At 68.0% G+C, this 12,769-nt stretch carries 9 protein-coding genes; 3 read left to right on the forward strand and 6 right to left on the reverse strand.

Annotation, left to right across the window (positions count from 1 at the left end; genetic code table 11):
- Nucleotides 1–154 precede the first annotated feature (154 nt).
- Entirely contained in the window at nucleotides 155–643 is a 489-nt protein-coding gene (rfaE2, locus tag CDA09_RS17845; RefSeq protein ID WP_121429879.1) for a D-glycero-beta-D-manno-heptose 1-phosphate adenylyltransferase, read from the forward strand.
- 31 nt (nucleotides 644–674) lie between these two features.
- Here the strand turns inward: rfaE2 and CDA09_RS17850 are convergent, their stop codons facing one another.
- Both CDA09_RS17850 and CDA09_RS17855 read right to left on the reverse strand, forming a co-directional pair.
- The gene (locus CDA09_RS17850) at nucleotides 675–2,912 is read right to left on the reverse strand and encodes a putative bifunctional diguanylate cyclase/phosphodiesterase (protein ID WP_121429880.1); all 2,238 of its coding nucleotides are present in this window, start codon (nucleotides 2,910–2,912) and stop codon (nucleotides 675–677) included.
- 10 nt (nucleotides 2,913–2,922) lie between these two features.
- Complete coding sequence (locus CDA09_RS17855; protein WP_121430917.1) at nucleotides 2,923–3,195, reverse strand: hypothetical protein; 273 nt, start codon at nucleotides 3,193–3,195, stop codon at nucleotides 2,923–2,925.
- A 168-nt stretch (nucleotides 3,196–3,363) separates the two neighbouring features.
- On the opposite strand from CDA09_RS17855, the gene recQ reads away from it, so the two are divergent.
- Nucleotides 3,364–5,193, forward strand: a complete 1,830-nt coding sequence (gene recQ / locus CDA09_RS17860) for a DNA helicase RecQ (protein WP_174718456.1) — start codon at nucleotides 3,364–3,366, stop codon at nucleotides 5,191–5,193.
- 13 nt (nucleotides 5,194–5,206) lie between these two features.
- On the opposite strand, the gene CDA09_RS17865 is transcribed toward recQ, so the two are convergent.
- Both CDA09_RS17865 and CDA09_RS17870 read right to left on the reverse strand, forming a co-directional pair.
- A complete protein-coding gene (locus CDA09_RS17865; RefSeq protein WP_121429881.1) occupies nucleotides 5,207–5,809 on the reverse strand; it encodes an EAL and HDOD domain-containing protein in 603 nt (200 codons plus the stop codon).
- A 301-nt stretch (nucleotides 5,810–6,110) separates the two neighbouring features.
- Entirely contained in the window at nucleotides 6,111–7,010 is a 900-nt protein-coding gene (locus CDA09_RS17870) for a cation diffusion facilitator family transporter (RefSeq protein ID WP_502697075.1), read from the reverse strand.
- Nucleotides 7,011–7,088: 78 nt separating this feature from the next.
- Between CDA09_RS17870 and CDA09_RS17875 the strand changes: the two genes are divergently transcribed.
- On the forward strand, nucleotides 7,089–7,520 hold the full coding sequence (locus CDA09_RS17875) for a YidB family protein (RefSeq protein WP_286164217.1): 432 nt from the start codon (nucleotides 7,089–7,091) through the stop codon (nucleotides 7,518–7,520).
- Nucleotides 7,521–7,593: 73 nt separating this feature from the next.
- On the opposite strand, the gene CDA09_RS17880 is transcribed toward CDA09_RS17875, so the two are convergent.
- Together CDA09_RS17880 and CDA09_RS17885 are read right to left on the reverse strand one after the other, a co-directional pair.
- Nucleotides 7,594–8,646 (reverse strand): Glu/Leu/Phe/Val dehydrogenase dimerization domain-containing protein, encoded by a 1,053-nt coding sequence (locus CDA09_RS17880; RefSeq protein WP_121429883.1) that lies wholly within the window; start codon nucleotides 8,644–8,646, stop codon nucleotides 7,594–7,596.
- A gap of 217 nt (nucleotides 8,647–8,863) precedes the next feature.
- A complete protein-coding gene (locus CDA09_RS17885; protein ID WP_121429884.1) occupies nucleotides 8,864–12,445 on the reverse strand; it encodes an indolepyruvate ferredoxin oxidoreductase family protein in 3,582 nt (1,193 codons plus the stop codon).
- Between the last annotated feature and the right edge of the window lie 324 nt (nucleotides 12,446–12,769).

The raw sequence follows: 12,769 nt of genomic DNA on the forward strand, positions 1-12,769 counted from the left end.
GCCCGTGGCCGCATCCGCACGATTACGCCGACGAGCCGCGGGTCGGATGTCGAAGCCCTGCCCATGAACGGTTGTATTTGCTTCCCGGTTCAATAAAATCGGCGACGCCCCGCGGTCCTGCCGCGCATTCCTGTCCTTTATCGCACGAGCCCCGATGAGCTATCCCCGCCCCGGCTTCGAAGCCAAGATCTGCCCTCCGGACGCGCTGGCCGCGCGCGCCGCCGCACTCCCCCGCCCGCTGGTGTTCACGAATGGCTGCTTCGACATCCTGCATCGCGGTCACGTGACTTATCTCGCGCAGGCGCGCGCGCTCGGGGCGGCGATGGTCGTGGCGCTGAACACGGACGCGTCGGTGAGGCGGCTCGGCAAGGGCGACGACCGGCCCGTGAATCCGCTCGAAGACCGCCTCGCGGTCATGGCGGCGCTGGAGAGCGTCGACCTCGTGACGTGGTTCGACGAGGACACCCCGCTGGCGCGCATCCTCGAGGCACGTCCCGAAGTGCTGGTGAAGGGCGGCGACTGGAGCGTGGACCGGATCGTCGGGGCAGCGGAGGTCACCGGCTGGGGCGGCCGCGTGCACTCGATCCCATTCGATCACGACCGTTCGACGACGGCCCTGCTCGGGCGCATCCGCGGCACCTGAACGCTCGCCCGAGCGGGGGCGAACGGGCGCCTCAGATCAGGAGCAGGCGGGCGCCCCGTCCGGCCGCATGCTCGTCCAGCCAGGGGCGCCAGTCGTCGGCGGGCATCGGCCGCGCGAAATGGTAGCCCTGGCCGAGCTGGCAGCCCATCGCCTGCAGCCGCGCGGCCTGCTCGGCCTGTTCGATGCCCTCGGCGATCAGCTCGATGCCGAGACGGTCGCCCAGGCCGCACACGAGGCCGGCGATCTCGCCGCCCTTGCCCGCGCCGCCGATGTCGTTGATGAAGGCGCGGTCGATCTTGAGGCGATCCACATTCATGCGTTGCAGGTGGCTCAGCGACGAGAAGCCGGTGCCGAAATCGTCGATCGCGATGTCCAGCCCCATCGCCTTGATGCGCCCGAAGAGCTCGATCATGCGGTCGCCTTCGCCCATCGCCACCGATTCGGTGATTTCCAGCTCGATCTGCTGCGGCGCGACGCCGCTGTCCTCGATCGCGGCGCGCAGGCGTCCGAGGAAGTGCGGATCGCGGAACTGGATCACCGACACGTTGACCGCCATGCGCACCGAACCGTGACCCGCCTGCGCCATGCGCGCGGCCTCCTCGCAGGCGCGGCGCAGCACCCACTCGCCGATCGACAGGATCAGGCCGGAGCGCTCGGCCAGCGGGATGAAGCGGTCGGGCGGGATCATCGTCCCGTCGCCCGTGCGCCAGCGCAGCAGCGCCTCGGCGCCGACGCAGCGCCCGGTCGCGAGCTCGATCTGCGGCTGGAACACGAGGAACAGCTCGTTCGCGCCGAATGCCCCGCGCAGGTTGTGCAGCAGATTCACGCGCCCGCGGATCTCCTCGCTGACGCCGCGGTTGTAGCGCGCGACCGAGCCGCGCTCGGCCTGCTTCGCGCGCTTGAGCGCGAGGTAGGCATCTTCCAGCGCCTCGCTGCCGTCCCCGCCGACGTCGTCGAGGCGGACGATGCCGATCGTCACCGACACGATGGCGCTCTCGCCTTCGACCTCCAGCGGGTCGGCGAAGAGGCCGTCGAGACTGCTCACATCCGCATCGTGGGCGGTCCAGAACACCGCGAAGCTGTCCGAGCCCACCCGCGCGACCCGGACTTTCGCGCCGCATCCGGCAACGATGCGCGCTGCGACCCCCTTCAGCAACGCGTCGCCGTAGTGATAGCCGAACGCGCCGTTGATCTCGCCGAAATGGTCGATGTCGACGACCGCGAGCACCCCGCGGCGGCCTTCGCGCTCATGCAGATGCGCGTCGAGCAGCTCCAGCAGCTGCCGGCGGTTGGGCAGATGCACGAGCGGATCGAAATACGAATACTCGTTGAGCCGCTGCACGAGGTCGACGTTGTCGAGGCACACCGACACGTTCGCGCGGAACATCTCCAGCAGGCTCGGATCGAGCTCGTCCGCCGCATGGCCGGTCTCGACGTAGGCGGCGAGGTCCCGCCCCGGCCGCGACCCGAAGTACAGCGCGATGCCCTGCCCCGGCTCCACGACGTTCGCGCGCTGCGCCAGCGCGCGCTCCAGCAGCGCACGGATCGCCGGTTCCTGCAACGCATCGAGCGGCTGGCGGCTGGCGCGGCCGAAGCGGCCGGCGGCGGCGACCACCTCGCACGGCGTGCCGCCCTCGCGGCGCGCGCACACCAACCCGTCCGCCGGCAGCCCGAGCAGCCCCGCCAGCTGCGTGATGACACCGCCCGCGAAATCGGCCAGCCCCTCGCAGCGCAGGAGCTCGGCGCTGCTGCGCACGATCCGGGCCAGTCCGGCGCGGCTCGCCTTGACGATGCGGATCTGCTGGTAGGCTCGGATCGCCGCGGTAAGCGACGCATAGAGCTGCGTACACGACAGTTCCGACTTGTTCCCGTAGTCGTTGATGTCGTAGTCGCGGATCGCGGCGATTTCGGGCACATAGCCCGGCGGATCGGTGCGCAGGATGATGCGCACGTCGCGCATGTGAAGGTCGTGGCGGATCTCGTCGACCAGCCGCAGGCCCGCATCCCGCGTTTCCATGCCCACGTCGAGCAGGACCACCGCGATGTCGCGCTCGGCGGCGAACAGGGCCCGCGCGTCACTCACGGAATACGCGTGCAGGAAGGCGAGCGGGCGGCCCAGAATCTCCGTGCCCGCGAGGCTCAGCTCGGTGCTGCGATGCAGCCCTTCGTCGTCATCGACGATCGCGACTTTCCACGGTACCGCGGTGGTCGCGGGCGCCGGTTGCGGTTCGGTGGCGAACTCGAGGAGATCGTCATCGCGAAAACTCATCGATGGCGCGTCATCCCTGAACCTCGCCGCGCGACTCGCCCACCGCGGCGCGCCAGTCGGACGTGATGCTTTCCTCGAATTGCGGGAACTCGCGGTCGTGCTCCATCAGCAGGCGCAGGATCGTGCGCGCATGGTCGCCCGGGAAGCCGCGCCGGTGGCCGTCGCGCGTGTCGTTCATGAGCCGCTTGAGGTACTCGCGGCAGTCGCGGGTGCCCCACAACTCGTCGATCTGCGTGAGGTGGGGATAGGTCTCGTACAGCTTCGAAACGTTGGTCTTCCGCATGGGTTCCCCCCGCCTTGTCTGACCCGCTACTTCTTTCAGGAATTAAACGATAGCACCGCCAATGCCCCGCGTCGAATTCCCCACCACCCGGGAAATCATCCCCAGGGCATTGTTCCTGCGCGGCGCACGCACGCTCCAGCCTGTCTCGCCCCCGCCTGCCCCGGTACAATGCCGGCGATGACCGCCCGCCCCCCGCTCTCTCCGCTCCACGTCCTCGAACACGTCTTCGGCTACACCGCCTTCCGCGGCGAACAGCAGGCCATCGTCGAGCATGTGGCGGCGGGCGGTGACGCGCTGGTGCTGATGCCCACCGGCGGCGGCAAGTCGCTGTGCTACCAGATCCCGGCCCTGCTGCGCCCCGGCACCGCCGTGGTGGTGTCGCCCCTGATCGCGCTGATGCAGGACCAGGTGAGCGCCCTGCAGGAAGCGGGCGTAGCGGCAGCCTATCTGAACTCCAGCCAGGCGGCCGACGAATCCGTCACGGTGGAACGCGACCTCGTCGTCGGCCGGCTGGACCTGCTGTACGTCGCGCCCGAGCGGCTCCTCACCGGGCGCCTGCTCGCGACGCTCGACCGCCTGCACGAGGCCGGCCGCATCGCGCTCTTCGCGATCGACGAGGCGCACTGCGTGTCGCAGTGGGGGCACGACTTCCGGCCCGAATACCTGCAGCTCTCGGTGCTGCCCGAACGCTACCCGGGCGTGCCGCGCATCGCGCTGACCGCCACGGCCGACGCCGAGACGCGCGAGGAGATCGCGCAGCGCCTGGGCCTCACCGCCGCGCGGCGCTTCATCTCGAGCTTCGACCGCCCCAACATCCGCTACCGGATGGTCGACAAGGACAACCCGCGCAACCAGCTGCTCGCCTTCATCCGCGACGACCACGCCGGCGAGGCGGGGATCGTCTACTGCCTGTCGCGGCGCAAGGTCGAGGAGACGGCCGCATGGCTCGAGGAACAGGGCATCCGCGCGCTCGCCTACCACGCGGGCATGCCGCAGGAGGTGCGCGCGGCGAACCAGGGCCGCTTCCTGCGCGAGGACGGACTGGTGATGTGCGCGACGATCGCCTTCGGCATGGGCATCGACAAACCCGACGTGCGCTTCGTCGCCCACCTCGACCTGCCGCGCTCGATCGAGGGCTATTACCAGGAAACCGGCCGCGCCGGCCGCGACGGCCTCGCCTCGCAGGCGTGGATGGCCTGGGGGGCGCAGGACATCGTGCAGCAGCGCCGCATGATCGACGAGTCGGAAGGCAGCGAGGACTTCAAGCGCCGCGCGCGCGCGCGCCTCGACGCGCTGGTGGGGCTGGTCGAGACCACCGCGTGCCGCCGCCAACACCTGCTCGCGCATTTCGGCGAGGCCGGCGCGGCCTGCGGCAACTGCGACAACTGCCTGGAGCCGCCGCGCACCTGGGACGCGACCGACGCGGCACGCAAGGCGCTGTCCGGGGTGTTCCGCACCGGCCAGCGCTTCGGCGCCGGTCACGTGATCGACGTGCTGCGCGGCGAGCTCACCGACAAGGTACGCGACTGGGAGCACGACAAGGTGAGCACCTTCGGCATCGGTGCCGACGTGGACGAAAAGACCTGGCGCACCTTGTTCCGCCAGCTCGTCGCGCGCGGGCTGCTGGCCGTCGACCACGACCGCCACAACGCGCTGACGCTCACCGATCTCGCCCGTCCGCTGCTGCGCGGCGAAGCGGATTTCGCCTTGCGCCTCGCACCCGAGAAGCGCCGCACGAAGCGCGCGCGCAGCACCCGCATGGAAATCCTCGACGGCGTGCCGCTAACGCTCTTCGACCGCCTGCGCGCCTGGCGGGCGGCGACCGCGCGCGAGCGCAACGTGCCGGCCTATGTGATCTTCCACGACGCCACGCTGCGCGAGATCGCGCTCGCGCGGCCGACGTCGATTGCGGAGCTGACACGCGTTTCCGGCATCGGCGACCGCAAGCTCGAGGCCTATGGCGACGCGATCATCGCCGAAATCCGGCGGGAAGTATGACGAAGCGGGCGCTTCAGGCCGCCAGCAGGGTCGGGCGGGCGAAGAGATAGCCCTGGAAGAGGTCGAACCCGAGCGCGAGACAGCGCCGCGCGCGTTCGAGCGTATCCACTTTCTCGGCGAGCAGTTTCGCGGGATGCAGGCGCAGGCGGCGCACCAGTTGCTCCAGCGCGGCAGGCTCCACCTGGAGGATATCCAGTTTCACGACATCCACGACGTCGAGCAACGGCTCCATCTCGCGGCTCACGGCGCAGACATCGTCGAGCGCAAGGCGGTAGCCGAGGTGCTTCAATTCGGCACAGCGCTCCAGAACGGCGCAATCGATCTCGATCGTCTCGAGCAGTTCGAGCACGACGCGTTCGCGGGGCAGGTTCTCGATGCGGCCGCTCATCAGCATTTCCGCGTCGACATTGACGAATCCGGTGCTGCCGCCGATCACGCTGTTGAGCCCCAGGCGCCCAAACGCGCGCGCGATCACCTGCGCCGTGGCGCGGGCGTCGTCCGTCACGCGGGCTTCGCCCGATGCGTCTTCACGAAAGAGCAGTTCGTAGGCAGCGACCTTGCGCTGCCGGTCGAAAATCGGCTGACGCGCGAGAAAGATGTCGTTCTGGGTGCTCATGGCTGCCTCCTTTGCAGGCGGCGAAAATCACTGCCCGCACGATGGTTGAGCAATACCCGTGCCAGTCGCGAGCTCACCGGGACATGAGACGGAAAGCGGGGGCTGCGCGTCGGGCTTCCGAACTCTACCCCCAATCGGGCACTTTCACCCACATCTGGCGCAGAGAAGCTGGGGAAAATTTCCCACACCCTCACTTTCTGTGTAGCACACACGTGGGAAACTTTCCCACATTTTCGCATTGGCAGCGCAGCCCCCCGCTGTCATCCCTCTGCCGCGATCGCATCCGCCAGCCCCGGCCCAGTCAGCGGACCGGTTCCACGTGTGTCGTCAGCCGCGCCCCCGCCTGCACTTCCACCGCCCGCTCGATTTCGTCGGCGAGCGCATGGGCGCGGGCGACCGACCAGTCACCAGGCAGGCGGAGGTCGACGTGCGCAAAGTGCATCGATCCTGCAACACGTGTCTTGAGGTTTGCGAAACTGCAACCGCGCGACGCGAACGAGGCGAGCACGGCCTCGATGCGCGCGATGTCCTCGTCGCCGAGCGCGCGGTCCATCAGCCCGTCGACCGAGCGGTGCATCAGCCCCCAGCCCTCGCGCAGAATGTTCAGCGCGACCGCCGCGGCAACCAGCGGGTCCAGCCAGACCCAGCCGCTCACGCTCGCCAGCCCCACGCCGACCACGACACCGGCGGTCGTCCACACGTCCGTCATCAGATGGCGGGCGTCGGCTTCCAGTGCCAGCGAGCGGTTCGCGCGCCCGACCTGGAACAGGACGCGGGCGACGCCAAAGTTGATGGCACTCGCACCGATCGACAGCGCAGTGCCGAGGCCGAGTTCACCCAGCGGCTCGGGGTGGAGCAGGCGCTCGCCGGCCGTGAAGAGAATCGCCAGCGCGGCGACGAAGATCATCACCCCCTCGAAGGCCGCCGAGAAATACTCCGCCTTGCCGTGGCCGTATGGGTGCTCGGGGTCGGCCGGTGCCCGCGCGAAGAACACCATCAGCAGCGCGAAGGACGCACCGGCAAGATTGACGAGGGATTCGAGGGCGTCGGAGAGATAACCCACCGAGCCGGTGAGCCACCATGCCCCGGTCTTCATCCCGATGGTCGTCAGGGCGGCGAGGAGCGAGAGCAGCAGTGCTTGTTGAGGAGTCAGCGTGCGCATGATGTGGGCAATGATGCGATGCGCGACATGGTAAACCACGCGGGCCCGGCGATGCTTGCGGAATGCGGGCGAAGAGCAAACAATGGCGCTTCTGTCGCAAACGCCAGGGAGACCGCAATGGGATTGTTGGACGGATTGGCCGGCCAGGTGCTGGGAAGCGTGCTGGGCGGCGGGCAACAGCAGGCCACGCAAGGACCGGGCGGCCCGCTGCTGCAGATCGCGATGAACCTGCTGCAGAACCAGCCGGGCGGACTCGCCGGCCTGCTGCAGCAGTTCCAGAATGCGGGACTCGGCGATGCAGCGGCCTCGTGGGTCGGCACTGGCCAGAACGCGCAGATCGACGGCAGTCAGCTCTCGAGCGCGCTCGGCAGCGACACGGTGGCGGAAATCGCCAACCAGCTCGGCGTTCCGCATCACGAAGCAGCCAACGGCCTCGCCGCGCTGCTGCCGCAACTCATCGACCATCTCACGCCGCAGGGGCAACTGCCGGAAGACAATTCCTTGCCGTCCGGGCTGGCTGCCCTCGCATCGAAATTCCTGCGCGGTTGATGGGATTTACCGCCACCGGCGGGCGATCCTCCATCGGAAGGATCGCCCGCCGGCGACGGAGGAGCGCGGTCGCTCAGCGCTTGAAGCGCTCCTCGGCGATCGCGTCGGCGACTTCCCCGGTCGGACGCTCTTCCTTGCGGGCGCGCGCGAAGATTTCCATCAGGTTGTCGTAGATGCTCTCGATGTGCTTCGTCAGCGCCGCGCGGTCGAAGTTGCCGGTGCGCTCGTAGTACACGTCGATGATGCCGCCGGCGTTGATGACGTAGTCGGGGGCGTACAGGATGCCCTTGTTCATCAGCGCGAGGCCGTGGCGCGGCTCGGCGAGCTGGTTGTTGGCGGCGCCGGCGACGACCTTGGCTTTCAGCTGCGGGAGGGTCTGGTCGTTGATGATCGCGCCCATCGCGCACGGGGCGAAGACGTCGACGTCGAGGCCGAAGATCTCGTCGGGCGCGACGACCGTCGCTTCGAGCTCCTTCGCCGCGCGCAGCAGCGGCTCGCGGTGGATGTCGGTGACCCACAGCTGGGCGCCGGCTTCCTTCAACTGGCGGGCGAGGTCGAAGCCGACGTTGCCCAGACCCTGCACGGCGACCTTCAGCCCTTCGAGCGAATCGCGGCCGAGACGCTCCTTCACGGCCGCCTTGATGCCGACGAAGGTGCCGTAAGCGGTCGCAGGCGACGGGTCGCCGCTGCGGGTGCCGTTCTCGGACGGCTTGTCGACGATGCCGGCGACGTGGTCGGTGAATTGCGACATGAACTTCATGTCGGCTACGCCGGTGCCGGAGTCTTCCGCGGCGATGTAGCGGCCGTTAACGCGCTCGACGGCCTGGGCGAAGGCCTTCAGCAGCTCGGGCGTCTTGTCGGTGCGCGGGTTGCCGATGATCACGGACTTGCCGCCGCCGAGCTTGAGGTTGGCCATCGCCGACTTGTAGGTCATGCCGCGCGACAGGCGCAGCACGTCGCGGATCGCTTCCTCTTCGCTGGCGTAGGGCCACATGCGGCAGCCACCGAGGGCCGGGCCGAGGTTGGAGTTATGCACCGCGATGATGGCCTTGAGGCCGCTCTTTTCGTCGCTGCAGAAAACGACTTGTTCGTGGTCGGCGAAATCGCTCAGGGAAAAAACGCTCATGATGTCTCCTTCATTGGTCTTTAAAGGGTGCAACGCGCCCTCCACCGCGGCTCGTGGCCGTGGCGGAAGGTTTGCTGCGGGGGGTGAAGCAGGGGTTTCACGGAGCATCGCTACGCGCCTGCTGAACGGCGAGCGAAGCGAAGACTCCAACCAGGGGTTACGCGGAGCACCGCTCCGCGCCTGCTGAACGGCGGAGCGAAGCGGAGACTCCTGGGGTTTAGCCCGGGATAACCGCGATGGTCTTGCGGACCTTGCCGCTCGTCACGTCGGCGGGGCGTTCCTTGCGGCGGAAGGCCGCGAGGAGTTCGCCTTCACGCATCCGGGCGTTCGCCAGGTAGCGCTCGCGGATGTGGCCGAAGCCGCGGATCTGCTCGGGCAGACTCGCAAGTTCGACGGCGGCCTCGTAGTTCGCCTTCTCGACGCCGACGAGGATCTCCTCGACGACGCGCTCGTAGTCGGCGATGAGCTGCCGGTCGAGCTTGCGGTCATGCGTGCGGGCGAACGGATCGAGCAGCGTGCCGCGCAGGCCCTTCATCTTCGCGAGCTGACGCATCGCCTTCAGCATCCACGGGCCGTACTTCTTCTTCTGCAGCTCGCCGGTGGCCGGGTCCTTGTCGGCGAGCGTCGGCGGGGCGAGGTGGAAGACGAGCTTGTAATCGCCTTCGAACTGCTCCTCGACACGCTTGAGGAAGTCGCTGTCGGTGTAGAGGCGCGCCACTTCGTACTCGTCCTTGTAGGCGAGCAGCTTGTGGTAGCCGCGCGCGACCGCTTCGGTCAGCAGCGTCGTGCCGGGCTGGACCTTGGCTTCGGCCGCGCGCACGCGCTCGACGAGCTTGGCGTAGCGTTCGGCGTAGGCGGCGTCCTGGTAGTCGGTGAGGAAGGCCTTGCGGCGGGCGATCACTTCGTCGAGCGAGGCCGACAGCTTGTGGTGCTCGGGCGTGCCGTGCTGCGGTTTCGCGGCCTTCTCGACGGCGTCCGGATCGACCGCGGCGCGGCGGCCCCACTGGAAGGCGGACTTGTTGGCCTCGATGGCGGCGCCGTTGAGTTCGATCGCGCGCATGATCGAATCGCGCGTCAGCGGCACGAGGCCACGCTGCCACGCAAAACCGAGCATGAGGAGGTTGGTCGCGATCGAATCGCCGAGGATCGCGGTCGCGAGACGCGAGGCTTCGAGGAACTCGACGTTCTGGCTGCCGACGGCGTCGACGATCTGGTTTTCCATCGAGCCGGACGGGAACTGCGGGTCCGGGTGCTTCGTGACGTTGCCGGTACGCGCCTGGGCCGCGAAGCCGCGGACGAATTCGCTGGTGTTGGTCTGGTCGCGGTTGATGACGACGCGGGTGTGATTGGTGCGCATCTTCGCGAGCGATTCGTCGCTGGCGGACACCACGAGGTCGCAGCCGATGACGACGTTCGCCTCACCTGCAGCGACGCGGGCGGCGAAGATGTCTTCCGGACGGTTCGCGATCTTGACGTGCGACCACACCGCCCCACCCTTCTGCGCGAGACCGGCCATGTCGAGGATCGACACGCCCTTGCCTTCGAGGTGCGCGGCCATGCCGAGCAGCGCACCGATCGTCACGACGCCGGTGCCGCCGACGCCAGTGATCAGTATCCCCCACGGCGCGTTGGTCGCCGGCAGCGCGGGTTCCGGCAGCGACGCGAACACGTCCGCCGCGGCGGTCGCGGCCTTGCCCTTGCGCAGCTTGCCGCCTTCGATCGTCACGAAGCTCGGACAAAAACCTTTGACGCAGGAGAAATCCTTGTTGCACGCGGACTGGTCGATCGTGCGCTTGCGGCCGAACTCGGTCTCGACCGCCGTCACGGACATGCAGTTCGACTTCTCGCTGCAGTCGCCGCAGCCTTCGCACACGAGGTCGTTGATGACGACGCGCATCGCCGGATCCGGGAACTTGCCGCGCTTCCTGCGACGGCGCTTCTCGGCGGCGCAGGTCTGGTCGTAGATGATCGCGGTGACGCCCGGCACTTCGCGCAGCTCGCGCTGCACGGCGTCGAGCTCGTCGCGGTGGCGGATCGGCACGCCGTGCGGCAGGTCCGCGGGACCGTAGGCGCGCGGGGTGCCGTCATTGACGACGATGATGTTGTGGATGCCTTCGGCCTGCAGCTGGCGCGCGATGATCGGCACCGACAGCGTGCCGTCGTGCGGCTGGCCGCCGGTCATCGCGACGGCGTCGTTGTAGAGGATCTTGTAGGTGATGTTCACGCGCGCGGCGACGGCCGCGCGGATCGCCAGGATCCCCGAGTGCATGTAGGTGCCGTCGCCGAGGTTCGCGAACACGTGCTTGGTCTTGGTGAAGGGCGCCTGGCCGACCCAGGGCACGCCTTCGCCGCCCATCTGGCAGAAGGTCTGCGTCGTTTCGGGCGACAGCCACGTCGCCATGTAGTGGCAGCCGATGCCGGCGATCGCGCGCGACCCCGCCGGGACCTTGGTCGAGGTGTTGTGCGGGCAGCCGGAACAGTAGTGCGGCACGCGCTGGATCGACAGGCGCGGCTTCGCGAGCGCGGCTTCCTTGGCGTCGAAGAAGGCAAGCCGCGCCTTGATCTGGTCCGAGGTGTAGAAGCGCGCGATGCGGGCGGCGATCACGCGGGCGATCATCGCCGGCGTCAGGTCACTGGCGGCGGGCAGCATCCAGTCGCCGTGCGGCAGCGCCCATTCGCCCTTCTCGTCGAACTTGCCGATCACGCGCGGGCGCACGTTCTCGTTCCAGTTGTAAAGCTCTTCCTTCAGCTGGTATTCGAGGAACTGGCGCTTCTCCTCGATCACGAGAATCTCGTCCAACCCTTCGGCAAAGTGACGCACGCCTTCGGATTCGAGCGGCCACACCATGCCGACCTTGTACAGGCGGATGCCGATCTCGGCGGCGACGTGCTCGTCGATGCCGAGGTCTTCGAGCGCCTGGCGCACGTCGAGGTAGCTCTTGCCCGAGGTGATGATGCCGAGCCTGGCGTTCGGGCTGTCGATGATCGTGCGGTTGAGCCCGTTCGCGCGGCAGTACGCCAGCGCGGCGTAGAGCTTGTGGTGCACGAGGCGCTCTTCCTGCACCAGCGGGGGATCGGGCCAGCGCAGGTTGAGGCCGTCGGCGGGGATCGGGAAGTCCGCCGGGATGATCGTGCGGACCTTGAAGGGGTCGATATCGACCGAGCCGGAGGTCTCGACCGTGTCGGTCAGCGCCTTGAACGCGACCCAGCAACCCGAGTAGCGCGACAGCGCGAAGCCGTGCAGGCCGTATTCGAGGTAGTCCTGGATGCCCGCGGGGGCGAGCACCGGCATCATCATCGACTTGAAGATGTGCTCGGTCTGGTGCGGCAGCGTCGAGCTCTTCGCGCCATGGTCGTCGCCCGCGATCACGAGCACGCCGCCGTGCCTCGAGGTGCCCGCGGCGTTGGCGTGGCGGAACACGTCGCCGGTGCGGTCCACGCCCGGGCCCTTGCCGTACCAGATCGAGAACACGCCGTCGTACAGCGCGTTGGGGTCGAGGTTGACCTGCTGCGTGCCCCACACGGAAGTCGCCGCGAGGTCCTCGTTGAGGCCGGGCTGGAAGCGGATGTGATGCGGCTCGAGGTATTTCTTCGCTTTCCAGAATTCCTGATCGACGTTGCCGAGCGGCGAGCCGCGGTAGCCGGTGACGAAGCCGGCGGTATTGAGGCCCTCGGCCTGGTCGCGCAGGCGCTGCATGATCGGCAGGCGCACCAGCGCCTGGATGCCGGTCATGTAGGCGCGGCCGGAGGTCAGCGTGTACTTGTCGTCGAGGGCGACGGGGGCGAGGGTATTCGACATGGCGCGTGGTCCGTCGCAGCACCTGGACGCGCGGCGCTCGTGACGCCCCGATCCGGCTGCCGACGTTGTCTCCTGTATGGTTGCTGTTGTGCGCGTCCGCGGCATCGAACGCTGATGAGCATCGTAAGGAGATGGCGTCGGGGAGTTTTTTCTAGTTGCGGCGGGAAAGCGGCGCTCATTGAAAGGAATTTTCGCTATCCTGCGATTTTTCGAAATAACGCCGACGACATGAACGGTGCGCCGCACCAATACCCCTCGAAAATGCGAAAGACGATGCAATTTTTCTGCTCATCCGCGCGACTGGACGTGCGGTGCGCGACGCTT

Source organism: Azoarcus sp. DN11 (genome assembly GCF_003628555.1).
Classification (GTDB): Bacteria; Pseudomonadota; Gammaproteobacteria; order Burkholderiales; family Rhodocyclaceae; genus Aromatoleum.

Bases quoted from the DNA above. Each gene is read 5' to 3' on its own strand.
- CDA09_RS17850 (WP_121429880.1), bottom strand. From the start codon at position 2,912: ATGAGTTTTCGCGATGACGATCTCCTCGAGTTCGCCACCGAACCGCAA.
- rfaE2 (WP_121429879.1), top strand. From the start codon at position 155: ATGAGCTATCCCCGCCCCGGCTTCGAAGCCAAGATCTGCCCTCCGGAC.
- CDA09_RS17880 (WP_121429883.1), bottom strand. From the start codon at position 8,646: ATGAGCGTTTTTTCCCTGAGCGATTTCGCCGACCACGAACAAGTCGTT.
- CDA09_RS17875 (WP_286164217.1), top strand. From the start codon at position 7,089: ATGGGATTGTTGGACGGATTGGCCGGCCAGGTGCTGGGAAGCGTGCTG.
- CDA09_RS17865 (WP_121429881.1), bottom strand. From the start codon at position 5,809: ATGAGCACCCAGAACGACATCTTTCTCGCGCGTCAGCCGATTTTCGAC.
- CDA09_RS17855 (WP_121430917.1), bottom strand. From the start codon at position 3,195: ATGCGGAAGACCAACGTTTCGAAGCTGTACGAGACCTATCCCCACCTC.
- CDA09_RS17885 (WP_121429884.1), bottom strand. From the start codon at position 12,445: ATGTCGAATACCCTCGCCCCCGTCGCCCTCGACGACAAGTACACGCTG.
- recQ (WP_174718456.1), top strand. From the start codon at position 3,364: ATGCCGGCGATGACCGCCCGCCCCCCGCTCTCTCCGCTCCACGTCCTC.